Raw genomic sequence first — 23216 nt, forward strand, 5'->3', positions numbered from 1 at the left:
GCCATTGCAGTCTCAGCTTTTCCATCAGGTGTTTTCATCCGGTACATACTCAATGATATCTCCAGGCTGGCAGTCCAGCGCTTTACAAATCGCTTCCAGTGTCGAAAAGCGGATCGCTTTTGCTTTTCCATTTTTCAAAATAGAAAGGTTTGCCATGGTAATGCCGACTTTTTCAGTCAGCTCTGTCACACTCATCTTCCGCTTTGCCAGCATGACATCAATATGAATCACGATCGCCATCTATATTCACCTCAGACCGTTAAATCATTTTCGATTTTAATATCGATTGCATTTTTTAATAATTTTTGAAGAACGTATGCGAATACAGCAACTACGAAAGATGCAAAAATGATCGCCATTCCAATAACAATCACACCTGGCGCATCATCATATTCCCCAATCATAAAGAAGAAAGGCATCGTTGCTGTATAGATCCCGCTGACTGCAAGCGCAGCGAACTTAATCATTCGTAATGCGACAACAGCTTTATCTGAAAAAGCATTGTTCCGGTCAATCAGATTCAACAGCTTGAATGACTGATACAGTGCGAAGTAAAAAGGAATCCCTGATACATACATCCCTATAATAATACCACGTACCCAGTCAGCAAACATCTCATCCCCTGCCACGCCTCTCCAAAGTGCCGGCAGTAAAAACACACAAACTGCAAGTGCAGCCAGAGCAAGCACGACTAAAACAAATTTCAAAAACATCGTTGAACTTTTACTCATATCAGACACCTCTCACATTTCAATACTCGATTGTTAATGAAATTCTAGCATGTTATATATTGAAAAACAATAAATTTTTACTGTTTATTAAATAAAAATAGTTCTGATGAACCTTTCCTTAAGAATAGGCTCATCAGAACGCTTAAATACAATAATTGCTCAAACCATACTTCTGCGCTTTTCAGTTAATACCTTTATCCACCAGCCCAGCAGCATACAATACCCTGCAACTGAAAAAATCGTCCAGGCAGCTCCTGTCTGCAATTGTGCCAGAAAGAATTCAAATTCATTCTGCTCAATCGGCCTGTTGGAGTCAAAACTGAATAGAAAGCCGACGATTGGGATAGCAAACACAAAGAATAGAACCAATATTTCTATTATAAATTTCTTCTTTCTTGCTAATCTGACTACCGCTGTGATGAAAATGATTGTTAAAAAACTATAGTATATCCCCCAAAACCATATAGGCAAGGTCTCCCAGTACATATATATCCTCCTTCAGCTAAACCATTGAGTTTTTAGCAGTTAGACTGATGTGAGAAGAAAAGGTTTCAAAGTAATAAAGAGCTTATTTTTTAATACATGTATATCCTTTTCAAAAAGTGGTCAGTTGCTGAAATTTGTGTGAATATCATTTTCTTTTAATGCTGGTCCTTCAACAACTAACGCAGTCATACCTGTTTCTGAAAGAGTTTCATGCCACTCTCCTTTTCCCCAGTAGACTACATGACCTTTTTGCACTGGCTTATACACTCTATTTTCCCCGCAGACTTTTCCTTCACCACTTAACACCATCATCAGCTGTGGTACAGCAGTCTGGTGAAACCCAATTATGCCGTGTGCTTCTAACGTTATCAATGAGGTTTTGATTTCTCCATCAGATGATATAACCGGATTGAGCAAAAACTTGGAACCAAAATGAGTGACATGTTTCGCTTCTTCTTTTTGTACTTTAAAAATTCTCATACTTCTCACCCCTGTTTAACAAGTATAGAAGTTATCAGTCAGAAAGACAGGACTGAAAATGGAATTTTTTATGTGGTATAATTAATACAGATAAAAAAGAGTGAACGGGGTTGAATACATGACGCTAAAAATCCTGAGTATCGGCTCGGCATTGCTGACTTTTGCATTTGCCATGCACGGTTTTATCACAGACAGCAATATATTTCTGGGCTGGATGATGCTGTCTCTTGCCATGATGATTCTGTTGATGGGAATTGAAGAAATTCAAAAAGATAAGAAATGGATTGGTTATATAAGCTTTGGCGCTTCTATTCTGATCAGTATATCTGCATTTCAGGAAATACTCAGACTATAAAATAAAAAGCAAAACCCATGCTATGCCAGCCATGTGTTTTGCTTTTTTGATGTTCTTGCTTCAATTATCTGCCGTCTTTTTTCCCGATAAGTCAACCACAGTCCAAACCCTGTCACTACTGTAAATAAAGGAATTGTGATGAAGTCACTAATAGGTGTAACAGATCCAAAAACAAAGATTGCAAAGCCTAAAATTACAAAAAAGACACCCATTACTCTCGCCCCTTTCAATCAAAAAAACTCATACAACCCGTTCTCAAAATAATTAAACTCTCTCGAACTCAGACGAAATAGCCCGTACCCTTCATAAAAAGCCTCCGTCAGTTCGCTGTCAGCCATTACTTTTCTAATCGCGAGCGCCACATCATAGCGGGGATCTCCAACTGTCATTCCGGCTACATCAATAAACAGTCTCACTTCTCCGTCCCTGACCATGACATTGTCTGTTGTACAATCTCCATGAATAACCGTCTGTTTTACTTCAGCAAGTCGATTCGCCTTCAGTTTTTCAAGCAGTTCCCTGTCACCGTCACACTCTCCTGCCTTCAGATAACGATCAGCCCTTTTTAATTGGTCTTCAAGCCAATCACCAGTATGTTCTAAATGAGCGGTCTCTGTTTCATGAAGCCTGCACAGCAGCTGACCGAAGCTTTTCATCAGCTGTTTTTTCTCATCCTGACTGGCAGCTTCCCTTAACGCTTTTGTCAGCGTCACCCCCTCTTCATAACTCATTAGCAAATGGTTTCGTCCCGTTTCTTCTATGTAATGCATATACTCCGGCACAGGAATCTCCTGCTGACTTTTAAGTTTTTTCAGCACCTCTGCTTCTGTCTTCAGCCATTCACGGTATTTTTCTTTAAATGAACTCTTTAATATGTAATTCCCGTTTGCTGCTGAGATTTTATGGACGGCTGATGTCCACCCTTGCTCATCAATCATGTCAGCACGATGAATGCTGCCTGTAATGACCTCAAGCTTATCAAGTAATTCTTTATCTAAGTTAAATTTCAATCCCCTTGTCAACGATGTCCCTCTTCCCTTGCTTTCATATATCCATAATAAGCACATGTCCCATTTTGAGACAGGTCCTTCACTTCAAAGCCGCACTTTTGATAAAACGGAAAGTTATCCGCTGAGGTATGAGCAAACCAGTCGCCGTGGGGCAGTTTTTGCACACAGAGCTCTACTAATTTTCTGGCCAGTCCCCTGCCGCGATAATCACCCGACACAACCAGATCCATAATATTAGCTGCCATTACCTGATCTGAGATGACTCTGATCATCCCAACCATTTTCTCTTCATCCCATACTGTAAATGCCCACGTCGAATGTTCGAACATCAGCGTATATTTCTCCTTTTGCCAGTCTGGAATCCTGCGGGCCCATCCTGCTTCCTGAAACAGCTTTTCCACCTCAGATGCCGGTATCCCTCTCGTTCCTTCCCTGATCACCAGACCATTAAAATACTGATACATTGTCATCCCCCCTGTTTCAATTCATCTTATTCTCTATTCATGCAGGAATCTCCTTGTTTTTAACAGAAAGAATCATAGAGTCTATTTCTAAAAATTGGAGTGAACACATTTGTTTTACAGAAGAAAGCATTATATCGTCAAAAATTCATTTATCGAAACGTTTAATGACCATTTTAACCAGACCAACCTGCCTAATCAGCTGAAGCATGGCACACGCCTTATCGGACGGTGGATGCGCGATCAGAAGGATGGGACGACTGAAGTGTTTGCGATCTGGGAGTATGACAGCTACGAAGATTATGTGGAAATCGAAACCAGAATTAAAGGTGACAGTGAGCATGTAGCACGGATTCAGGAATGGTATAAGAAACAAGGTGGAAGAGATCGAGTATTCAGCGAGTATATTCTTGAGGCGAAAAATGAAGCGCTGGAGGATACAGTGGGATGATTCGGCTTTGATGAAATTTCATCAGGCAACTCCTTTGACAATCCCTTTCTATTATATTACCTTTAATCCCGACCTGATTAATGAGACTTTAAGGTGTTAAAATATAAATTAATTACAGGAGGGATTCCATTGAAAAAGATCTGGAAAGGGTATTTGGATGCTTCGCTCATCTTAAAAGTAACGATTGCCCTGATCATTGGTGCATCGGTCGGATTTATTTTCGGAGAAGACGCATCTGTGCTGACACCACTTGGCGATCTGCTGATGAATCTGTTGAACTTCTTAATTCTGCCGTTGATCTTGTTCACATTAATTGTAGGTGTGAACCAGACAAAGCTGAATTCACTTGGCCGCATGGGCGGGAAGGTATTTCTTTATTATGCGGGAACGTCAGCACTTGCAATTGTTGTCGGACTGACTGTAGCTTCGCTGTTTTCACCCGGTACAGGCATGGTGCTGGACACAAGTGAAACATTTGAAGCGCCGGAAAACCCGGGCATCGTCAGTGTGCTGCTCAGTATTGTGCCATCGAATATCGTGACAGCATTCTCAGAATTCAATCTGCTCGGCATTATATTTACAGCGATTGTCTTCGGTATTGCGATTTCCTATCTTCGCTCTAAAGAAGAGACACAGTTACTTGGTGAGCAGGTATACAATGTTGCGAATGGAATGAACGAAGCAACGATGTTCGTTGTGCGCGGTGTGCTGCAACATGTCCCAATTGGTGTATTTGCTATCGTTGCGAACACAGTCGGAACGCAGGGTACAGGAATCCTGCTTGAGCTTTGGAACGTTGTCATGGTGCTGTATGTGGGAATCGCTGTACAGATCTCCCTCTATATTTTAGTCTTGTTACTGTTTAAAATCAGCCCTGCTGCGTTCTTTAAGGAAGCCAGAACACCGATGCTGACTGCATTTGCCACGCAGAGCAGTTCAGGTACACTGCCACTAACACTGAATGCTGCTAAGAATCTTGGGCTGTCTAAAAGTTTATATGGCTTCAGCCTGCCGCTTGGTGCAACGATCAATATGGATGGTGCTGCGATCCGGATTGCCGTCTCTGCAGTGTTTGCTGCTAACGTAATTGGTGAGCCGCTCAGCATTACTGAAATGCTGATGGTCGTACTTGTCGGAACGCTTGCTTCAATCGGAACAGCAGGTGTACCGGGTGCCGGCATCGTCATGATCGCTACAGTATTTGCCCAGATCGGTCTGCCGATGGAAGCTGTCGCACTGCTTGCAGCGATTGATGTACTGGTCGGAATGGGTGCAACGATGCTGAATGTCACAGGTGACCTTGTAGGCTCCAGCGTGATTAATAAGACAGAGGAAAAGAAGAAAGCTGCTTGATGCAGGAAGCTGCCCTATACGTTGGGCAGCTTTTTTATATCCTCTAAGCCTATCTCTCATTTTGAAACTTATTCAGCTGTTTTTCGTATACTTCACTATGTAACTCTTAATCAGGAGGGCCAAATGAAAAACAAAAAATGGCTGATTATCTTGCTGACTGTACCGATATTGGTTGTCTTTTTTAATTACCAGAATAACGCGCTCACCATGAGTTCCTACACAATCACTTCTGAAAAGTTGCAAGAAAGCTTTGATGACTTTAAGATCATTCAACTGTCAGATCTTCATAACAAGTCTTTTGGAGAAAATCAGGAGAAGCTGGTTGATGTAGTGAAGCAGGCCAAACCGGATATCATTGTCATTTCCGGTGACATCATTGATTCCAGGCGGTACAATGAAGAACCTGCCTTGACGCTTGCTGAAGAAATGGTGCAGCTTGCCCCGGTTTATTATGTATCAGGTAATCACGAGGAGCGGTCCGGCAAGTATGATGACTTAAGAGAAAAGCTGATTGCGGCTGGTGTGAAGGTGCTGACGAATGAGACAGTAACGATTACATACGAAGAAGATTCCTTCTTATTAGCAGGTGTTGAAGACCCAGTTATTTCTGATGCTACAGCAGCTGAAGAAAATCTGAAGCAGGCATTCAGTGAGGCGGATACTGAACAATTTACAATTCTGCTGGCTCACAGACCTGAGTTATTCTCACTTTACCGTGAATACGGATCTGACCTGATCCTCTCAGGCCATGCTCACGGAGGACAGTTCAGAATTCCGTTTCTTGGCGGTGTCGTTGCACCAGATCAGGGGTTGTTCCCTGAGTACACTTCAGGTATTTATGAAATGGATGGATCCACCCTGCTTGTCAGCCGCGGTCTTGGCAACAGCATCATTCCATTCCGGATCTTTAACCGGCCTGAAGTAGTGGAAATCATACTAAAAAATAATTGACAGGAGGATGAAAATGAAAAGAATCGATGTTGTATATTCACTCATTTTTGACGAAACGAACGAAAAAGTATTAATGGTTCACAATAAGAAATACGATAACTGGTCACTGCCTGGCGGGTCTGTTGAGCCCGGTGAAACACTGCATGACGCAGCAGTCCGTGAAGCTGAGGAAGAAACCGGCCTGAAAGTTGAGCTCGGCCGGATCCTGACAGTCAATGAAGCGTTCATGACGAAAGAACAGCACCATGCCATTTTCATCACTTTTTCCGCAAGCATAGCAGGCGGGGAAATCGCTATTCAGGACACTGAAACCATAGCTGATGTGAAATGGATGACTTTAAGTGAAGCTGATCGCTGGGTGCCTTATTACAGAGACGGCTTAGAACAGTTAGCGAAGTCGTCCGCTCCTTATGTATTTCAAGGGGATGTGAACTGAAGACACAGAACTCTAAGCTTTGTGAGGTCACCTCACTTTTATCTTCAGTTCTTCTATTTCTTTTTTCCCGTCCATCATGCTCAGTTCAACAATCCCTTTTTCCTTAAATGTGTAACGTGAAGCGCGATATATACCTTTTATTTCATACCGGTCACGCAATCCTGATATGGAAGCTGATGCTAATGAGGTTAAATCAGCTGTCCATATCTCTTCTTTTCCTGACGGATACTGAACAATGATTTCCGCTCCATTCAGATCCTCTTCCTCCCAGGAGACAATATGTAATTCAGTTTCTTTGCCCTGATAAATTAAATTACTGGTGTAATAACCCATATCCCCGATATCACCAAAGATCGTATACTGCTGACCTCCCAACTGAACATCCAGAAAAGGCGGCTGATAGGTCACTTCGTAGTAAATGCCATACGATAGTGCCAGAACCATTGCTGTTGAGAGAATGGTAATAAGCTTTTTAAATGACCCTTCTTTAAAATCATTCATGAACTCTGAATAAGGTTGAAATTTGCTGATAAGTAACAGGAGGATAATGATCACAAAAGCCATCCCGCCAAGAACGATATAGAACAATTGAACCGACTCCTTTAATAGATGTATACGGATGAAATATCAATCGGTTTCCTATTTAAGGAATATATCTTGTGCCCATACCGGATATGTCCAGATTCCTTCTGAAAAAACATTTTAATTTCTCTGCACTCTGCATCTATTCTGCAAACTTTAGGGGTATAGGCAACACAAAGGAGTTGATCGCATGAGTGATTATAAGAAAAATAGTATTACATTAACCGGAGCAGTTGGCCTTGGAACCGGTGTGATGATCAGCGCCGGTATTTTTGCCTTACTTGGTCAAGTTGCTGCACTATCAGGGGCCTGGTTTCCACTGATGTTTATCGCAGGAGGGATCGCAACGGCATTCAGTGCTTATTCCTATATCAAAATGAGTAATGAATACCCTTCTGCAGGCGGAATCGGCATGTTTCTCGTGAAAGCGTACGGAGAAACCACTGTTACTGCCGGGGCAGCCTTATTAATGGCATTATCCATGGTAATTAATCAGAGTCTGGTTGCAAGAACCTTTGGTACATATACGCTCCAGTTGTTTGGTACAGATTCCTCCAGCTGGCTTGTACCAGCGCTGGGTGTAGGATTACTTACCACTGCCTTTCTCATTAACATTGCAGGTAATTCGTTTATCCAGACTTTCACTTCCATCATGTCACTGTTAAAAATCGTAGGTCTGGCTATCTTTGCAATTGCAGGGTTGTGGGCAGCAGGCTTCTCTTTTGAAGCAGCCGAACCAGGAGGCAATCCGCCTGACCTTTCTCCTGCAAGCTACATCGCAGCCATTGCACTGACGATTCTTGCATTCAAAGGATTTACAACGATTACAAACAGCGGTTCTGAAATTAAAGAACCGAAGAAAAATGTAGGCCGGGCGATTATGATTTCAATTGCTATCAGCCTATCTGTCTATGTGCTACTGGCATGGGCTGTTTCAGGGAGCCTGTCAATTACTGAAATCATTGAAGCAAAAGATTATGCGTTAGCTGAAGCAGCAAGACCTGCTTTTGGAAACGCAGGCGTCTGGTTTACAGTCATCATCGCCATCCTTGCGACTGTTTCAGGAATTATCGCCAGCGTCTTTGCCGTATCAAGAATGCTTGCCATGCTGACTGATATGAAACTGATTCCTCACAGACACTTTGGCATGCCGGGTGATATTCAAAAACATACGCTTGTATACACCATTGTGTTTGCAATGGCCCTGACGATCTTATTTGATTTAAGCAGGATCGCAGCGATTGGCGTCATTCTTTATCTCATTATGGATATGATTATTCATTGGGGCGTGTTGAAAAAGCTGAAAGGAAAAGTTGAAGCAAACCGCAGTATTGTCACAGGCGCACTGATCATAGATGCAATTGTGCTGATGGCTTTTGTCTGGGTGAAGTTGCAGCAGGATTGGCTGATTGTAGCTGTTGCTGTGGGGATTACAGTGTTTACTTTTGTTGGGGAGAAGTTCTTTTTGAAATCAGCAGAATAGAATTGAATTTGAGGAAAGTGCTGTAAAGATTTGTTGATTTTATCAGTCATTCTTTCTCAAACAGAATTCTGATGAAATCTCTTTTTGAGGCAATAATACGATAAATGAATATAAAGTGATGGTCATACTTATAGAAGACCAGATAATCATTGCATATTAAATATCGATAATCTGTTGGTATAGAAATTTTTAAGGCGAGTTCCATCCCCGCTAAGTGATATGACTTTAACGTTTCGTAGCATTGAATGATATCTGACAGGAGTTTTTGAGCAGCTTCGGGGTGGTCAAACTCAGAAATAATGTAATTCTTAATTTCTAATAAGTCATTTTTAGCAATGGGGCTGATTTTAATGTTTCTCATTCGTTCAGCCCCAGTTCTTTTTTAATCTCCTCATCCGATAACCAACTGTTATTTTTCTCCACTGACTTTTCCGCCTTTAACAATTCAGTTAAAAGTTTAATGGTAGCCTGACTTTTTTCATATTCATTAATATCTACAATTGCAAATCTCCCCCGTCCATTTTTAGTTAAAAAAACCGGAGCCCCTTCACTTATATCTTTCAATACCTCGTTGTAATTTCTTAAGTCTGAAACTGGTTTAATGTTAGGCATACTGACTTCCTCCTTTTGAAAAATTATATCACAATCCTACATAAGATATTACTTAATATATTACTTCATTTATTGCGCATAGTAAAAAGCCGGTGCAATATACATGCACCGGCTTTCTATTCTTTATATTACACCGCCATCTTACGGCATTCCTCCGCACATTTACGGCACGCTTCTGCACATTGCTGACAGTGATCGTGGTCATGCTTGGCGCATTCATCTGCACACGATTCACAAATCTCTGCGCACAGTCCACAAATCTCACGTACATGTGGGCTATTTGACTGCATGGCAGTGATAGCAAGTGCACACACATCTGCACACTCACGGTCCGAGCGGATACAATCCGCCATCATCTTCACATCTTCTTCACTCAGGCAGGCATCAAAACAATGGTTACAGGCTTCCAGACACTTCTTGCAAGCCTCAAGACAATCCTGATATTGCTGGTTCATTTGAAACTCCTCCTTTATGTAAGTTCTATTATTGTCTTTCCCGATCAAATTTCTGCCAAACAAATTTAATCATATTCATTAAAAAACCTGGATTTCTGCATATTTTCTGCACAAAATGGTCTTATACTCGTTATATGAGATGAGGTGCGGACGTGAGTAAGTTATCTTTAAAGATCAGTCTTTTTTATCTAACAGGCATTGCCATTATTCTGGTGGTGTCATTATTCGTGATGCATAACCTGCTTGTAGAGCAGCAGGTGCAAAATGAACTTAAAAGTCTGCATCAGCGCGGTGATAGTCATCGTGATGTGTTGTCTGAGAATATTGACCAGCGGACGATCGAGCATGTTGTGATGATGGAAGAAAAAGCGATAACTGAAGTCGTTATTCTTGATGAAAGCGGTCAGGTTGCAGGAGCTTCCAACCAGGCAGACGAACATGTATCCCAAGACTGGCTGAACGCGAATGAAGGAATTGCAGAAGATGATTGGCGGAACGAACCCTTTCTTGCAAGTATCAGTCTGATCGATGGCGGTGGCAGTGTGATCATGCTTGAACCGACAGAACAAATACAGTCACTGATCAGCGACTTAAACCGCCATTTTCTGATTGCAGCATTGCTGACTGGTATTTTTTTAGTTTTGAGCCTTTATTTCCTGAGTCACCTCATTACCAGACCGCTGCTCTCGATCAGACAGGCCGCCGGCAAGTTAAGTGAAGGTGCTGTGATTACTGTTCCCGAAACAAAACGGAATGATGAGATAGGGGAGCTTGCACTGGCTATTACAAAAATATCCGGTGATCTGCATCAGATACAGAAATCACGCAAAGCATTTTTAACCTCCATTGCCCATGAATTAAGAACACCTATCACCTATATCAAAGGGTACGCAGGCCTGTTAAAAAAAGAAGAATCTGCATATGGTGAAATTATTTATGAAGAATCAGAGCGCCTCCATAAGCTGATTGAAGATCTATTCGAACTTGCAAGAATGGAAGAACACAGCTTTACAATCGAACCGGAACGAACGGAAATGACAGCATTTATAAAAGGGATCATTGACCGGCTGCAGTTTGTGTTTGATGAAAAACAAATCACACTGCTGTTCACTACACCCCATACTTTTACGAAAAAGATTGACCGTAATCGATTCGAGCAAGTCATCATTAATCTGATGGACAATGCGTTGAAATACACACCTGAAGGGCAAACAGTTCAAATCACTGTCAATCAAGACCGCATAGTGGTTATTGATGAAGGGCCAGGCGTCAGTGAAGAAGCCCTTCCATTCCTATTTGACCGTCTTTACAGAGTTGACACATCAAGGAATAGAGAAACCGGTGGCACGGGACTGGGTCTGACTATTGCAAAAGAAATCGTTGAAGCTCACAACGGAAAGATCACAGCTGAAAATACGTCTTCCGGCTTAAGCATCATCATTGATTTGAAAGGAGTTGCCTCATGAAAAAAATCGCACTTGTAGATGATGAAAAGCGAATGCTTGATTTATTGGAACTTTATTTGAAGCCACTCGGCTATGAATGTATAAAATTGCGCAGCGGAGAAGAAGTTGTGGCACTTGTAAGAAATGAAGAACCTGATTTAATCATTTTAGATGTGATGATGCCAGTAATGGATGGGTTTGAAACGTGCAGAATGGTACGCAGATTCTCAGATGTGCCAATCATTTTGCTGACAGCACTTCATGAAAAAGAAGATATTGTGAAAGGCCTGCAAGCCGGGGCAGACGATTATATTATAAAACCGTTTGATGAGGATGAACTAGTGGCCAGAATTCATGCAGTCTTCAGAAGAACATCAGATGATTTTGCCAGAAGAATAGAATGCGAGGGACTCATATGGGATGAATTTTCTCACGAGCTTTCCTTTGACGGGAAACGAATAAAAGTGACACCAAAGGAATTCTCGATCCTTGGTCAGTTTTTGAAAAATCCGGGGCGCGCCTATTCAAGAGAACAACTCGTAACAATCATCTGGGGATATGAAGCCTGGACTGATGGCCGGACAGTTGATTCCCATGTGAGAAACCTCAGGGACAAGCTGCGAAAAACAGGCTTCCCTTTAGATAACCACCTGCAGACCGTCTGGGGCGTCGGGTATAAGTGGGTCAACTGATAGACGAAAAAAGCTGAAGGAGATTATATACTCCCTCAGCTTTTACTTATTCTGCAGATAATTCTTCTTCTGTTACCCACTTATGATTCGTTACTTCTTCACCTGATTCCAGCGTGAAATCAATCATATAGACTGTTGTTTCTTCCGCTGAATCAATCGTAGCTGTGGCACCGTTCATTCCTTCCATATGTTCAGCCTCAACCTGTACTTCATCACCTTCAGTATACGGTTCCTCTGAAGCTTCTGTAATCTCTTCGTGAATGATCCACTTGTGGTCTTCAACGCGTTCTCCTCCATTGGCAGGATCATAGGAAATGCTGTAAGCTACTGTGTCGTATGCACCTACGATCGTTGCCTCTGCTCCTTCCATCCCCTCCATGTGCGCTTCAGTAATAATCGCTGTATCGCCTGCTTCAAAAGCTGGATTTTCTGCTTCTTCCAACCCTTCAGGCACTTCGCCCGAGCCAGACATGTCCATGCCTGAGTGATCCATACCGTCCATTTGTTCATCCATGTTTTCTTCCATATCTTCCATTTGTTCATCCATGTTTTCTTCCATGTCCTCATTCATGTTGTCATCCATTTCGTTGCCGCCACAAGCTGCCAGTCCAGCACTAAGCGTAAGTGCGATCGTTCCCATCATTAGTTTGTTTCTCATCTGTTTTATCCCTCCAAATGTATGATTCTTATTTAATCTACCCAAAGAATGTGCAGAACTTTTGCAGAAAAACAGTTTTTGCTTGTTGTCACTGAATGTTATTAATGTTGGAGGGTGAAGATGATTATGACAGAGGTTTGTTAGAGGCGGAAGGCCGGGCTTGGCACAACGACCGAATGATTCCATCAATGTTAAGACTAATTCCTTCACCAGCCCATCCACCGAACCCGCTTTTTTACTTCCCCCACCACGTCCACTACAATAAGAGCAACAAGTCTCATCTCAGGGAGTGATTCCATTGAATGAAAAGACCTCACCACTGATCGTGATCGGGGCCAATATAGCAACTGCGATCATTTTCATTCTCTTATTCTCAGGTCACAGGATGGCTACGTATTATCAGATTTAATCATTATGCTCCTCATGCTGGCAGTCTTTATGTATATTAAGAAACTTGAACAGGATACACTGTCTAAAAAAATGAAACGATATGCAAATGCCGGTTACTATATTACAGCATTGGTTGCTGTCATTGTTTTTTATTGGTAAACGCACCAAAAAACCAGGAGCATTCACTTAACGGGTTCTGTTGACAAGTACTTTCAACCAAAATGTATATAAAAATGACCTGCAAATTGTATCCTAATTTGCAGGTCTCTTTTTGTTGATATATATGGTTTTATAAGTGTATCTATATTATAATTTGTAGATGAATTTGTAAAGGAACAATAGTCATTGTGATCCTACAATTTGGGGTACATTTTGTATGACAAATTGAGGTGCAAATATTTGTTAGAAACAGGGAGTTTCCTACACAAAATTGTTAGTGATAGTGAAAACCCCATAGTGATCGTATATATTTCAACACTGATAGTATATAGCAAATAAAAACGCTCAGATTTCTGAGCGTTTTTTGATGTATATTTATTAGACTTTTTTAACTAAAGCTACCGTTAGTTGAATTAAGCAGGGATAACCCTGCTTAATTAATGCTTTCAGCTATATTTATAATTTCTTCTTCTGTTATTTCAGGTGCAGCACTTCCCCCATCTAAGGAATCTGCAAATCCAGAAACAACAATTTTCCAATCCTCTTGTTCAATGTAAACATGATAACCATTCATATCATAAATTCCAATTAATGTACCAGATACACCATTGATCGAAACCTTTTTTTCTATTGCCGTTTCTCTCGCTGTATCAGCTAAAAATTCAGGTTTTTCTTTTGAAACATTTGTAGCCGACACTCTAAACATCCCATCTTTCGTTCGAAGAACGTAATTATATGATACAAACTTACCGTCCTCTGTATTCACTGTATATTCTTTTGACTTTGCATTCTCTTCAGCTACTAACAATTTTTCAGGGAAAGGAATGTTCAAACTAAATTGACTTTCTATTTTATCGACAGATGAATAAGTAGTAGAATCGTCTCCTGCTGTTCCACCCCAAGTCCAACCAATATATGATTGAGAACTTTCCTCAACTTGATTGAAACTAAATAGTTCTTCAATTGTCGCTTGAACGGAAGGAGATAATAACGAACCAAACGCTAAAACAGAAATCATTGCTGCTGCAACTAATGGATTTTTAAATCGTCTTTTTGGTTGCTCCAACTTAGCTTTTCTTACACCAAGTTTTGAACTTTCGTGTAATTCTGTTGGGATCTTAATGCTTTCTAATTCCTGTTTTATATTATTCATAAATATCAGCCTCCTTAAAATTTTTTCGAAGTTTATCCAACGCCCGATATAGCAACGATTTTGTCGTTCCTAAAGGCATGTTTAACAATTCTGCTATTTCTTTAAATGAATAACCCTCATAAAACCTTAAAATGACAATACTTTTTTCATCTTCACTTAACTGATCTAATAATTCTTGAAGGGTAATGGAAAGAGAAATATCTTCATCCTCCGAACCAAGAAACTCTTCATGCTCTGGTTTAAGTTGGACCACCTTTTTATTTTTTCTAACTAAATCAATGGAACAAGTAATAGCAATTTTTATTAACCACGTCTTGAAATATTCTGGATTTTTTAATGTATCTATCTTTTTAAATGAACGATATGCCACCTCTTGAACCACCTCTAAAGCATCACTTTCATTTTTGACATATAAATAAGCCATTCGATAAATATCCTCTTCATATTTTTGGAAAATTTTTAAAAAGGCTTTATCATCACCTTTTTGAGCCTTTTTAACTAATCTGTTAACTGTACTCACCCTCTTTATTTTTTTGTCTTACACCTATTAGACAAACATACTCTTCATTTGGCTTAAATTTTTTTATTTTTCAAAAGGCTTTGTTAAAGTCTAATATTGTTTTTTACTATTATGAAAGGACTTCCATATATTTGGAAGTCCTTTTCGTCGTTATTATTGGCTTTTTAAACTAACGCACCTGTTACTTTAAGTACCTTACTTCACAAACTTTAATTAGAAAGGATTAAGGTCTGTTCCAAAAGAAAGTCGTAACTATAAAAGGAATAACGATTGTAACAAATAAGATGATACCGTTTCCAATTAAACCAATCTTTCTATACACACCTTTTTCAGAGAATAACCCCAATATAAACCCTAATACAGATAAAATCACCCCGACTAATAGGAAACTATCATTACCGAACAAAACAGCAATGTAAGATACTAACGCAATTAAAAATAATATTGTTGAAAATACACCTAATTTGCTTTTCATATTTATTTCACCCCAAACCATTATGTATCCTATCATTTTTTTATATCGTTTGTTAAACAATCCTGCCCCGTTAGTTTAAGTGTAAATCTTCACATTCTCTTCTTTTACTATAACATAAATATTTCCATTACCTTGTAAAATTTTTATATCGGTAGTCAAATTAATAAAACCTTTAAAACCATAACAAAAAGCACCCCAATTCGAGGTGCTTTTTTCATTCAATTAAACACACATTTTGCACTACAAATTAACAAAAAGTACTCGTCAACAGAACCCGTTAGCATTCACTCCTGGTTTTTGCTAGGCCTATTTCAAAGAAATTTCCCCATCAAAAGCTCATCTACATAACGATCCGGTCCAAGCTTCACATGCCGCACCTTACGTCCTTCCTCAACAAACCCCATCTTTTTATATAAATGAATCGCTCGATCATTATCCGCAAATACCTCAAGTGAAATTTTCTCCACTCTGTCGTCCTGTTTTGCCCAGTCAAACAACTGTTCAAGCAATCTACGTCCGATCCCCTGATTCGTATAGGCTTCCTGAATGCTCATACCGAACAACCCCTGATGACTGAATTTTTCAAGTGAAGATAACCGGAACTTAATCATTCCAATAATCATTCCATCAATTTCTGCTGCAAATATTACACCCTGTTTTTCATGTGATCGGATCCATTCTATTTCTTCTTCAATCGTTACATTAAATTCATTCAGTGAAGTTCCCATCCTATCAGCATTCTCAATCAGTACTTTTCTGGCATGATCTCTTAACTGCTCTGCATCAGCTGTAGTTACGCGCCTGATGATTACTTTATGATCCATGTTTTCACCCCTATTCCATAACGCCTCTCGCTTCTTCGTCATAAGTCACCTCAAAAGACTCCTGCTGTCCGTCCCACTCCACTTCAAACTGCAGAACATCATCTTCTTTCAGTGTCTCACAGTCACTGCAGCCCCCGCCGGCTCTGATTACATCAGTGTGACTCAGATCAGCAGATCCTGCAGACGTTGCACCTGAACCTAAGTCGATGCTGTATGAAACCTTCCCTGGATTTTCGTCTCCGATATAATAAACCCAGTAATCGTTTTCTACTCTGTCTTCTTCTGCCTCCGCAGATATATAGTTCACACGCCAATTTTCCGATTCGCCTGTAAAAACAAAAACATCCGATTGTTTACCTATATATGCACAACCGGTGAGTATCATCATTGCTACGATCAAAAACCATTTCTTCATTCCTCATCCTCCTCCGCAAACAACTGCTCAAGCATCCGTTCCCTGTGCTGTAAAAAGTAACTTGTGATCTGGTAATGATCGGTCATTTCGTATGCCACAGACTGAATCTTTCCTTCATCAAAGCTTAATATATCAGCATCCGGGTATCCGAGCAGAATGGGTGAATGAGTCGCAATGATGAACTGACAGTTTCCCTGTTTTTCAAGGTCATGCATGATTTTTAACAGAGCAAGCTGGCGCTGGGGAGATAGCGCGGCCTCAGGCTCATCAAGCAGGTAGATCGCTTTTTGCTGAAAACGGTTTGCAAACAGTGACAAGAATGATTCTCCATGGGACTGCTCATGAAGAGACTTTCCACCATAGGACTGATAGGTAAGTCCCTCCAGATCATCCTGATCCAATTCATCTAAATGAGTTGCAAACTGATAGAACGATTCCGCGCGCAGAAAAAATCCATTTGTCACTTTAGGCATCCACGACAACCTGAGATAAGGTCCAAGCGCCGACTCTGAGGCATGAAGGTTATATGTATTATTTCTGCCGCCACCAGCAGGATTGAACCCGCACTGGTCAGCAATAGCTTCTAAAAGCGTTGATTTTCCCGAACCGTTTTCACCTACGAAAAACGTGACTTTCCTGTTGAAATCCATTTGGCTGAATGATTTGATCGCAGGAATATGAAAAGGGTACTCCCGTGGATCTTTGACTTCTTCCCGTTTTAACGTGACTTTCTTCAGAAACATTCTCTTCACCTCTTTGTATAGGTACGGTTCGGACAGGGAAATGTTACGTCAATTTGCTCAGGTGCTCGTGAATGAGCTTCCATCCGGCGTCTGTCTTCTTAAAAACATTTGTTGCACGGCCGCTTCCTGACACCAGCTGCCCTTCATAGTAACCTTCGTATTGATAGACGTACACACAGGAAGCGGAAGTGTCATCAGCATGCAGCCATCTGATATCAATGGCAGAGTAGGCCTCTTCTTTAATCACTGCCCACGTACTTTCAAAATACGCCTGAATTTCGCTATGTGTCCTGCAGGTCTGATTGGTAAACCAGAACAATGCGTCATCATGCAGTACCTGCCTTACGTTTTCAAAGTCATGCGTGTTTGTTGCTTCTATGTAAGCTTGAAGCGTGTCCTGAGCGTTCATGCTATCCCCTCACTTTTTTAAAATCGTCTCACTGATGATCGTGCTCAGCTTTAACCGGGTAAACCATATTTCCGCTTCCTCTTCAGATTTGTTCGGAGCGTTAATTGACTCATGATATTCAAGACCATTTACCTGAGTAGCACTAATATGAGCACCTGCTTTATTTTTCGCGATCATCATCCATTCCGCGTCTGTCATTTTCGCTTCTGAATGTTCAGCGAGCAATCTGGCGATGTTTTTAGAAAAGGCACATGATCCCGCTGTAATATCTATTTCCTGTTCCAGTGCGAGTGAACAGATTTTATTTGTAATCTTCTCCGTTTCAATCCAGCTTTCAGGATGAGTAGCCATCGCACGTTCTGTCCGGCCAATCACTGTATAATCCTGACCGGGAATTTTTTTAACAAGTAACTCAAGCTCTTCCGGGTAATGGTTCATCCACGTCAAGAGCCGGTCCAGATCACAATAATGGTAATGTGAACACGCTGACTCCAGCCCGAATGACACGACCTCTCTCCTGGCGTTGGCTGCACCACTTTTTGGAATCACCACAGCATTAAAAGGACTATCCTGAATTAAATAATGAATCAGCGCTTCAGATGATTCATCGCTTACTGTGATCCAGCATTCATTGTAAAGGCTGGTCAGAACGTTTTCATGCTTTTTCAAATAGGGTAACAACTTAGCCTGCGGATCATGTGTCACTGATAATAAGTCAACTTTGCTCATGATAGGGTCTCCTTGTGATGTAGTCTTCCTCCGATTTCATCTCTATCCGCACACTTCTACAAAAAATCCTATATTCCCTTTATATCTATGTGATTAAATGAAATACATTGATGGGAGTGGAAATATTAGACTGGTCCGGCAGCAGTCACATTCCATCTCATTACACTCCTTCAATCCTCACTGTCAAACCCCTCATTCTTTTCAACCACAAACCCATCCCCAGACGTATTCACCACAACATCAAACAATTCACTGTGCGCATGCATAAATATTTCATATTGCACCCGCCGCTCATCATGTGACTGTTTCAAATATGCAAGCTCCATACCACGCTCTTTAATATCACGGCCGGATCTTCTTAAAAACTCCGTCTCCCCGTCTGTATAAAAATAAATACTCAGATCAAATAACGACTGATCCAAAAAAGCAACGCTCATGCCTTCTGCAATCGTCACTTTCTTATTCGCTGAAAGCAGTTCACTGGGCAGCCAGCCGGTATCAAGGGTATATAAATCCATCCCTTTTTTCAGCATCTTCATATCTCTTTCAAGTGACGGGATATGATGTGCAGCAGGATGACAGGCTGTCATTTTGAACGTATGCTCCTTACCATTCCAGTCATATGTAATCATTGTGTTCTTTCTGACTGCAGAGTCCGTAATATAAGGATCTGTATTCAGGACATTCACCCTGTCAGACCCAATCCGCCCGGCAAACTTTTGTGTAAATGTCGTTTTTCCTGCTGCACCGTGTCCGGATACACCAATCAGGAATCTTTTATCTTTCTGATGAATTAATACCAATAAGTCTTCTATGAACCGATCCATCTTCCCGCCCCCTTTACTATTTTCAGGAAACTTCATCATACCTTTTACAAGAAAAGAATGGTACTCAAGCATCCAATTTTTTAAAATTCCCCGGAACTTCCAGGCCGGTTCATCCGTATGCATAGTTACAAAACATTGGAGGGGTTCACGTGGAAAAGACACTTGAGAGAAAACAGCTGGATTTACGAAAAAAACTGGATGAAAAACGAAAGCTTGAAAAACGGTTAGTGAATGTACGCTCACAGCTTGTTGAGCATGAACAGAAAAAGAAGGAGCTTGAACAAAGCCTGTCAGAAGAGCAGCTTGATCTGCATAAAATGGACCGCTTCTCTTTGGTGAACGTCGTACGAAAATGGAAAGGTACACATGAGGAGCTTCGTGAAAAAGAGTATGACGAAGCGGCAAAGGCTGAACTGAAACTGAATGAACATGAAAAGATGCTGAAAGATCTGAAAGGCGATAAAACAGAACTTGAACATGCCCTATCTGCTTATACAACCGTTGAAGATGACTGGGAGAGCTTTCTCAAAGAAAAGGAACGCTGGATTAAACAGAATGATGGAGAAACGGCACAGGAAATTAACCTTCATTTAGATCATTATGCAGACCTGGGTGCATTGCTCACTGAAATTGATGAAGCGATTTACGCGGGTCGCAGTGCAGAATCTGCTTTAGAAACTGCACTGTCAAAACTGAGATCTGCACACGGGATGTCCACCTGGGATACATTTCTTGGAGGCGGTATGATTGTAACCGCAATGAAGCACAGTGACCTTGACCAGTCACAGGATGCCCTTCATCGTGCCCAGCGGAACCTGCGCAAATTCGAATCGGAACTGAAGGATGTGAAAGAAGGGTCTGCTGAAACGATGAATGTAGAGCGAGGGTCATTTATCACATTTGCCGATTATTTTCTTGATGACATTTTCTCCGAGTGGACGATTCACAGCCGCATCAACGAATCAATCAGTAAAGTGGAAGACACGAAATATAAAGTTGCGCGTGCAGTCGGCAACCTGCAAAAAGAACGCGGTCAGATTCTGCACCAGCAGGAAGAAGTATGGGATCGCTATCAGCAATGTATAGAACATAGATGATTTTGTAACCGGGAGTGACGATCGTGAACTGGATTTTGATTGGCTCTTTACTAATTGCACTACTAATTGGAGGAGGAATATCCTTCTTTGCTTATAAAACAAGAAAAATAAAGCCCAATGGATTTATTGAATTGATCAGGCAACATCCTGAATCTACTTCGCTTAAAGTGCAGCGTAATGGCGACGTGATTGCTGCGCATCAGGAAAATCTCATGCTGCCGCTTGCGAGTACGGCAAAGCTGGTTATTGCTGTCGAGTACGCAAAACAAGCTGCTTCGGGTACGCTTGACCCAGATGAAAAGGTAACCTTGGGTGAACTTGAGCCGTTTTATTTTAAAAGAACAGATGGCGGTGCACATGCAGCATGGCTGAAGGAAATTAATCATCAGGACCCTGTCACCCTGGCTCAGGTGGCAGAAGGTATGATGCATTACAGTTCCAATGCCAATACAGATTACCTGATACACAGACTTGGACTGGACAGGATCAATGAAAGCTTGGAAGAAATCGGGCTCATGGATCATGAGCCAATCTTTCCTTTTGTATCAGCGCTTGCGGTACCTTATACGCTTATGACAGAACAGAACCTGACGCATGAAGGTGCAAATGCTGAAGTACGTGAACTGTCAAAAGAAGAATATCGAAATATGACTGTCATGATAATGAACCGGTGGCTCAAACTGCCTCTGACAGACGCCGAAAAGCAGCAGGTATTGAAAACCCTGAACGCTCCTGCGCAGAGAAACTGGTCTGATCATCTGACACGCTCTAATGCCAAAACGTATACCGCATTTATGGAAAAGTTGAACAGCAAAACGTTCTTTTCAACAGGCGTTCACAGCCATCTTGATCCACTGCTTGAACCGCTTATGGAAAGTCCTCATAACCAGGAATGGCTTAAGCACGCCGGACAAAAAGGCGGTTCAACGCCGCACGTGCTGACTTTTTCACTGTATGCAACTGACCTGGAAGGAAACCGGACTGAAATCTCGTTCTTTGCAGATAACCTTGTGCTGCTTGATCAGATGAGACTCTCAAAATCAATGAATGATTTTCAGAAAGCAATATTAAGAGATGAGTCATTTCGGCGTGATCTGACTGAATCTCTGCGTTAAAACCTCTGCCAAACAGGCAGGGGTTTTTTATTTACTGATAACCTTCCAAAAATACTGGATCCCATTTAGAATAGAAAAAAGCGCTTTCTTAAGGAGCACCTATGAAAACTAAACGGAGAAGATTATCACTTGCAGCGAAAATCATCAGTCTGAATATTGTCAGCATTCTTTTAGTGATGCTCGTTTTTCTCGTTATCTCTCTAGTAATTGAATACAAACAGATCGAGCGGCAGATGGGGACCCAGGCAATGCAGCTTGCGGTAACTGTATCTGCAATGCCCACTGTTATTAATGCCTTTGAAGAAGATGAACCCTCCACCGTGTTACAGCCGTTGATCAATCGGATTCGTGAGGAAACCGGTACTGCATTCATTGTGATTGGGAATACAAAAGGTGAGCGCTATGCCCACCCCGATGCAGAAAAGCTTGGGAAGTTAATGGTTGGGGATGATAATGCACGCGCCCTTGAAAACGGTGAATTTTATATTTCCAAGTCTGAAGGCACACTTGGTCCGTCTATCCGCGGGAAAGGTCCGATCCGGAACGCTGAAGGTGACATTGTCGGCATCGTGTCTGTTGGTTACCTCACCTCATCTATTATTGACAACGCAATTGAACGTGGTTCAGTCATTACGATGATCTCACTGATTGTCATCATTTTTGGCATTCTTTCAAGCTATCTGCTTGCCAGGAATATCAGAAAAATGACGCTGGGCCTAGAGCCTGATGAGATGACTTCCCTTTACCAGGAGCGTCAGGCAATCCTTCATTCCATTAAAGAGGCGATTATTTCTGTAGATGAAGATGGCTATATTAAGATTTTGAATCAGTCCGCTATGGATCTTCTTAATGTTGATGAGCGTGTGCTGAATCAAAAAGTTGAATCCATTCTCCCTAATACAGGCGTCTATGAAGTGCTCGAAAGCGGTTCTCCGCAACGTGATGTGGAGACTACTTTGCGTAATCGACATGTGATTATTAACCGGACGCCCGTCATCAAAAATGGAAAAGTAACAGGTGTAGTATCCACTTTTCGTGACAAAACTGAAATGAATAAAATGATCGAAACACTCTCTGAAGTAAAGAGATACTCAGAGGATCTAAGAGCTCAGACACACGAGTTTTCCAATAAGCTTTATATTCTGTCAGGACTTCTTCAGCTTGGAAAATACGATGAAGCAATTGAGATGATTCAGGCGGAATCTGATGCCCAGGATCTTCAGAATAAAGTTATTTTTGAGCAGATCGAAGACCCAAGGATTCAGGCATTACTGTTAGGTAAGGCCGGAAAAGCTTCTGAAAAGAAAATTGTTTTTAACATAGAAGAAAATAGCAGTCTTCACATATTATCAGGAAAAGCTGTCAGTGAAGTTGCGTCTATTATCAGCAATCTTGTTGATAATGCCTTCGATGCTGCAGAAAGAAAAACTGAGCCTGTGGTGAACCTTTTTCTGACGGATCTAGGAAACGATATTGTGATTGAGGTTGAAGATAACGGAGAAGGCATTCCTGAGGCGAATCTGGACCTTGTTTTTACAACAGGCTATTCAACAAAAGGTGAGACTGACAGAGGCTATGGACTTTCGATTGTAAAGCAGGCTGCTGAAAACCTTGGCGGCAGTATTGAAGTACATTCCGATCACGGTCGTGGTACAACATTCTCAGTTTACCTGCCTAAAAACATGACATACAGACAGAAAAAAACATCCTGATGGGAGG

General features: G+C 41.3%; 32 protein-coding genes. 11 read left to right on the plus strand and 21 right to left on the minus strand.

The window, feature by feature from the left end; all coding sequences use genetic code 11:
- Positions 1 to 24: 24 nt before the first annotated feature.
- From KP77_RS05075 to KP77_RS05090, 4 genes are all read right to left on the minus strand, one after another.
- Positions 25 to 240: a helix-turn-helix domain-containing protein gene (locus tag KP77_RS05075; RefSeq protein ID WP_041121612.1), complete on the minus strand. Its 216-nt coding sequence runs from the start codon at positions 238 to 240 to the stop codon at positions 25 to 27.
- A gap of 11 nt (positions 241 to 251) precedes the next feature.
- Positions 252 to 731 (minus strand): DUF2975 domain-containing protein, encoded by a 480-nt coding sequence (locus KP77_RS05080; RefSeq protein ID WP_041121613.1) that lies wholly within the window; start codon positions 729 to 731, stop codon positions 252 to 254.
- A gap of 159 nt (positions 732 to 890) precedes the next feature.
- Positions 891 to 1217 (minus strand): hypothetical protein, encoded by a 327-nt coding sequence (locus KP77_RS05085; RefSeq protein WP_041121614.1) that lies wholly within the window; start codon positions 1215 to 1217, stop codon positions 891 to 893.
- 120 nt (positions 1218 to 1337) lie between these two features.
- On the minus strand, positions 1338 to 1697 hold the full coding sequence (locus KP77_RS05090; RefSeq protein ID WP_052473975.1) for a cupin domain-containing protein: 360 nt from the start codon (positions 1695 to 1697) through the stop codon (positions 1338 to 1340).
- Between the two features lie 118 nt (positions 1698 to 1815).
- Here KP77_RS05090 and KP77_RS05095 point away from each other — a divergent pair, with 118 nt between their 5' ends.
- Complete coding sequence (locus tag KP77_RS05095) at positions 1816 to 2052, plus strand: DUF3953 domain-containing protein (RefSeq protein ID WP_041121615.1); 237 nt, start codon at positions 1816 to 1818, stop codon at positions 2050 to 2052.
- Positions 2053 to 2072: 20 nt separating this feature from the next.
- On the opposite strand, the gene KP77_RS05100 is transcribed toward KP77_RS05095, so the two are convergent.
- From KP77_RS05100 to KP77_RS05110, 3 genes are read right to left on the minus strand one after another with little or no spacing between them, the layout of a single operon-like run.
- Complete coding sequence (locus tag KP77_RS05100; protein ID WP_041121616.1) at positions 2073 to 2264, minus strand: hypothetical protein; 192 nt, start codon at positions 2262 to 2264, stop codon at positions 2073 to 2075.
- 18 nt (positions 2265 to 2282) lie between these two features.
- Positions 2283 to 3062: an aminoglycoside phosphotransferase APH(3') gene (locus tag KP77_RS05105; protein WP_041121883.1), complete on the minus strand. Its 780-nt coding sequence runs from the start codon at positions 3060 to 3062 to the stop codon at positions 2283 to 2285.
- A gap of 8 nt (positions 3063 to 3070) precedes the next feature.
- Positions 3071 to 3526 (minus strand): GNAT family N-acetyltransferase, encoded by a 456-nt coding sequence (locus KP77_RS05110; protein WP_041121617.1) that lies wholly within the window; start codon positions 3524 to 3526, stop codon positions 3071 to 3073.
- Positions 3527 to 3635: 109 nt separating this feature from the next.
- Between KP77_RS05110 and KP77_RS05115 the strand changes: the two genes are divergently transcribed.
- From KP77_RS05115 to KP77_RS05130, 4 genes are all read left to right on the plus strand, one after another.
- Entirely contained in the window at positions 3636 to 3974 is a 339-nt protein-coding gene (locus KP77_RS05115) for an NIPSNAP family protein (RefSeq protein ID WP_041121618.1), read from the plus strand.
- Between the two features lie 129 nt (positions 3975 to 4103).
- A complete protein-coding gene (locus tag KP77_RS05120) occupies positions 4104 to 5327 on the plus strand; it encodes a dicarboxylate/amino acid:cation symporter (RefSeq protein WP_041121619.1) in 1224 nt (407 codons plus the stop codon).
- Between the two features lie 123 nt (positions 5328 to 5450).
- A complete protein-coding gene (locus tag KP77_RS05125; protein WP_041121620.1) occupies positions 5451 to 6278 on the plus strand; it encodes a metallophosphoesterase in 828 nt (275 codons plus the stop codon).
- 13 nt (positions 6279 to 6291) lie between these two features.
- Complete coding sequence (locus KP77_RS05130) at positions 6292 to 6714, plus strand: NUDIX hydrolase (protein WP_041121621.1); 423 nt, start codon at positions 6292 to 6294, stop codon at positions 6712 to 6714.
- Between the two features lie 27 nt (positions 6715 to 6741).
- Here KP77_RS05130 and KP77_RS05135 read toward each other — a convergent pair whose 3' ends face one another.
- Positions 6742 to 7302 (minus strand): hypothetical protein, encoded by a 561-nt coding sequence (locus tag KP77_RS05135; protein ID WP_052473976.1) that lies wholly within the window; start codon positions 7300 to 7302, stop codon positions 6742 to 6744.
- A 184-nt stretch (positions 7303 to 7486) separates the two neighbouring features.
- Here KP77_RS05135 and KP77_RS05140 point away from each other — a divergent pair, with 184 nt between their 5' ends.
- On the plus strand, positions 7487 to 8779 hold the full coding sequence (locus KP77_RS05140; RefSeq protein ID WP_041121622.1) for an APC family permease: 1293 nt from the start codon (positions 7487 to 7489) through the stop codon (positions 8777 to 8779).
- Positions 8780 to 8825: 46 nt separating this feature from the next.
- Here the strand turns inward: KP77_RS05140 and KP77_RS05145 are convergent, their stop codons facing one another.
- From KP77_RS05145 to KP77_RS05155, 3 genes are all read right to left on the minus strand, one after another.
- Entirely contained in the window at positions 8826 to 9140 is a 315-nt protein-coding gene (locus KP77_RS05145; protein WP_041121623.1) for a type II toxin-antitoxin system RelE/ParE family toxin, read from the minus strand.
- Entirely contained in the window at positions 9137 to 9391 is a 255-nt protein-coding gene (locus KP77_RS05150; protein WP_041121624.1) for a type II toxin-antitoxin system prevent-host-death family antitoxin, read from the minus strand. Before KP77_RS05150 ends, KP77_RS05145 begins: the two co-directional genes overlap by 4 nt.
- A 128-nt stretch (positions 9392 to 9519) precedes the next feature.
- Positions 9520 to 9846, minus strand: a complete 327-nt coding sequence (locus KP77_RS05155; RefSeq protein WP_041121625.1) for a four-helix bundle copper-binding protein — start codon at positions 9844 to 9846, stop codon at positions 9520 to 9522.
- A gap of 152 nt (positions 9847 to 9998) precedes the next feature.
- Here KP77_RS05155 and KP77_RS05160 point away from each other — a divergent pair, with 152 nt between their 5' ends.
- Positions 9999 to 11312: a sensor histidine kinase gene (locus KP77_RS05160; RefSeq protein WP_041121626.1), complete on the plus strand. Its 1314-nt coding sequence runs from the start codon at positions 9999 to 10001 to the stop codon at positions 11310 to 11312.
- Positions 11309 to 11983 carry a response regulator transcription factor gene (locus tag KP77_RS05165; protein WP_041121627.1) on the plus strand — a complete coding sequence of 225 codons (675 nt, stop codon included), beginning with the start codon at positions 11309 to 11311 and terminating at the stop codon, positions 11981 to 11983. Before KP77_RS05160 ends, KP77_RS05165 begins: the two co-directional genes overlap by 4 nt.
- A 46-nt stretch (positions 11984 to 12029) precedes the next feature.
- Here KP77_RS05165 and KP77_RS05170 read toward each other — a convergent pair whose 3' ends face one another.
- From KP77_RS05170 to KP77_RS05215, 10 genes are all read right to left on the minus strand, one after another.
- Complete coding sequence (locus tag KP77_RS05170) at positions 12030 to 12641, minus strand: YdhK family protein (protein WP_041121628.1); 612 nt, start codon at positions 12639 to 12641, stop codon at positions 12030 to 12032.
- 982 nt (positions 12642 to 13623) lie between these two features.
- Complete coding sequence (locus KP77_RS05175; protein WP_041121629.1) at positions 13624 to 14343, minus strand: hypothetical protein; 720 nt, start codon at positions 14341 to 14343, stop codon at positions 13624 to 13626.
- On the minus strand, positions 14336 to 14863 hold the full coding sequence (locus tag KP77_RS05180; RefSeq protein ID WP_041121630.1) for an RNA polymerase sigma factor: 528 nt from the start codon (positions 14861 to 14863) through the stop codon (positions 14336 to 14338). The genes KP77_RS05175 and KP77_RS05180 overlap by 8 nt, the downstream gene beginning before the upstream one ends.
- Before the next feature lie 223 nt (positions 14864 to 15086).
- A complete protein-coding gene (locus KP77_RS05185; protein WP_041121885.1) occupies positions 15087 to 15338 on the minus strand; it encodes a hypothetical protein in 252 nt (83 codons plus the stop codon).
- 311 nt (positions 15339 to 15649) lie between these two features.
- A complete protein-coding gene (locus KP77_RS05190) occupies positions 15650 to 16162 on the minus strand; it encodes a GNAT family N-acetyltransferase (protein WP_041121631.1) in 513 nt (170 codons plus the stop codon).
- Between the two features lie 10 nt (positions 16163 to 16172).
- Positions 16173 to 16577, minus strand: coding sequence for a hypothetical protein (locus KP77_RS05195; RefSeq protein ID WP_041121632.1), 405 nt, complete (start codon positions 16575 to 16577; stop codon positions 16173 to 16175).
- On the minus strand, positions 16574 to 17320 hold the full coding sequence (locus KP77_RS05200) for an AAA family ATPase (RefSeq protein WP_041121633.1): 747 nt from the start codon (positions 17318 to 17320) through the stop codon (positions 16574 to 16576). Before KP77_RS05200 ends, KP77_RS05195 begins: the two co-directional genes overlap by 4 nt.
- A 43-nt stretch (positions 17321 to 17363) precedes the next feature.
- Positions 17364 to 17729 (minus strand): YybH family protein, encoded by a 366-nt coding sequence (locus KP77_RS05205; RefSeq protein WP_041121634.1) that lies wholly within the window; start codon positions 17727 to 17729, stop codon positions 17364 to 17366.
- Between the two features lie 9 nt (positions 17730 to 17738).
- Complete coding sequence (locus KP77_RS05210; protein ID WP_041121635.1) at positions 17739 to 18458, minus strand: hypothetical protein; 720 nt, start codon at positions 18456 to 18458, stop codon at positions 17739 to 17741.
- 170 nt (positions 18459 to 18628) lie between these two features.
- Positions 18629 to 19285, minus strand: coding sequence for a uridine kinase family protein (locus KP77_RS05215; protein ID WP_041121886.1), 657 nt, complete (start codon positions 19283 to 19285; stop codon positions 18629 to 18631).
- A gap of 149 nt (positions 19286 to 19434) precedes the next feature.
- Between KP77_RS05215 and KP77_RS05220 the strand changes: the two genes are divergently transcribed.
- The 3 genes from KP77_RS05220 (at position 19435) to KP77_RS05230 (ending at position 23209) form a co-directional block, all read left to right on the plus strand.
- Positions 19435 to 20382 (plus strand): enolase-like domain-containing protein, encoded by a 948-nt coding sequence (locus tag KP77_RS05220; protein WP_041121636.1) that lies wholly within the window; start codon positions 19435 to 19437, stop codon positions 20380 to 20382.
- A 23-nt stretch (positions 20383 to 20405) separates the two neighbouring features.
- Positions 20406 to 21497, plus strand: a complete 1092-nt coding sequence (locus KP77_RS05225) for a serine hydrolase (protein WP_084218592.1) — start codon at positions 20406 to 20408, stop codon at positions 21495 to 21497.
- 101 nt (positions 21498 to 21598) lie between these two features.
- The gene (locus tag KP77_RS05230; RefSeq protein WP_041121638.1) at positions 21599 to 23209 is read left to right on the plus strand and encodes an ATP-binding protein; all 1611 of its coding nucleotides are present in this window, start codon (positions 21599 to 21601) and stop codon (positions 23207 to 23209) included.
- The last annotated feature ends 7 nt before the right edge of the window (positions 23210 to 23216 follow it).

It is taken from the genome of Jeotgalibacillus alimentarius (assembly GCF_000829445.1).
In the GTDB taxonomy this organism is placed as follows: domain Bacteria; phylum Bacillota; class Bacilli; order Bacillales; family Jeotgalibacillaceae; genus Jeotgalibacillus; species Jeotgalibacillus alimentarius.

Coding starts and splice junctions, on each gene's coding strand:
- KP77_RS05075 (WP_041121612.1), bottom strand. CDS start 240: ATGGCGATCGTGATTCATATTGATGTCATGCTGGCAAAGCGGAAGATG.
- KP77_RS05080 (WP_041121613.1), bottom strand. CDS start 731: ATGAGTAAAAGTTCAACGATGTTTTTGAAATTTGTTTTAGTCGTGCTT.
- KP77_RS05085 (WP_041121614.1), bottom strand. CDS start 1,217: ATGTACTGGGAGACCTTGCCTATATGGTTTTGGGGGATATACTATAGT.
- KP77_RS05090 (WP_052473975.1), bottom strand. CDS start 1,697: ATGAGAATTTTTAAAGTACAAAAAGAAGAAGCGAAACATGTCACTCAT.
- KP77_RS05095 (WP_041121615.1), top strand. CDS start 1,816: ATGACGCTAAAAATCCTGAGTATCGGCTCGGCATTGCTGACTTTTGCA.
- KP77_RS05100 (WP_041121616.1), bottom strand. CDS start 2,264: ATGGGTGTCTTTTTTGTAATTTTAGGCTTTGCAATCTTTGTTTTTGGA.
- KP77_RS05110 (WP_041121617.1), bottom strand. CDS start 3,526: ATGTATCAGTATTTTAATGGTCTGGTGATCAGGGAAGGAACGAGAGGG.
- KP77_RS05125 (WP_041121620.1), top strand. CDS start 5,451: ATGAAAAACAAAAAATGGCTGATTATCTTGCTGACTGTACCGATATTG.
- KP77_RS05130 (WP_041121621.1), top strand. CDS start 6,292: ATGAAAAGAATCGATGTTGTATATTCACTCATTTTTGACGAAACGAAC.
- KP77_RS05140 (WP_041121622.1), top strand. CDS start 7,487: ATGAGTGATTATAAGAAAAATAGTATTACATTAACCGGAGCAGTTGGC.
- KP77_RS05145 (WP_041121623.1), bottom strand. CDS start 9,140: ATGAGAAACATTAAAATCAGCCCCATTGCTAAAAATGACTTATTAGAA.
- KP77_RS05150 (WP_041121624.1), bottom strand. CDS start 9,391: ATGCCTAACATTAAACCAGTTTCAGACTTAAGAAATTACAACGAGGTA.
- KP77_RS05155 (WP_041121625.1), bottom strand. CDS start 9,846: ATGAACCAGCAATATCAGGATTGTCTTGAGGCTTGCAAGAAGTGTCTG.
- KP77_RS05165 (WP_041121627.1), top strand. CDS start 11,309: ATGAAAAAAATCGCACTTGTAGATGATGAAAAGCGAATGCTTGATTTA.
- KP77_RS05170 (WP_041121628.1), bottom strand. CDS start 12,641: ATGAGAAACAAACTAATGATGGGAACGATCGCACTTACGCTTAGTGCT.
- KP77_RS05175 (WP_041121629.1), bottom strand. CDS start 14,343: ATGAATAATATAAAACAGGAATTAGAAAGCATTAAGATCCCAACAGAA.
- KP77_RS05185 (WP_041121885.1), bottom strand. CDS start 15,338: ATGAAAAGCAAATTAGGTGTATTTTCAACAATATTATTTTTAATTGCG.
- KP77_RS05190 (WP_041121631.1), bottom strand. CDS start 16,162: ATGGATCATAAAGTAATCATCAGGCGCGTAACTACAGCTGATGCAGAG.
- KP77_RS05195 (WP_041121632.1), bottom strand. CDS start 16,577: ATGAAGAAATGGTTTTTGATCGTAGCAATGATGATACTCACCGGTTGT.
- KP77_RS05200 (WP_041121633.1), bottom strand. CDS start 17,320: ATGTTTCTGAAGAAAGTCACGTTAAAACGGGAAGAAGTCAAAGATCCA.
- KP77_RS05205 (WP_041121634.1), bottom strand. CDS start 17,729: ATGAACGCTCAGGACACGCTTCAAGCTTACATAGAAGCAACAAACACG.
- KP77_RS05210 (WP_041121635.1), bottom strand. CDS start 18,458: ATGAGCAAAGTTGACTTATTATCAGTGACACATGATCCGCAGGCTAAG.
- KP77_RS05215 (WP_041121886.1), bottom strand. CDS start 19,285: ATGGATCGGTTCATAGAAGACTTATTGGTATTAATTCATCAGAAAGAT.
- KP77_RS05230 (WP_041121638.1), top strand. CDS start 21,599: ATGAAAACTAAACGGAGAAGATTATCACTTGCAGCGAAAATCATCAGT.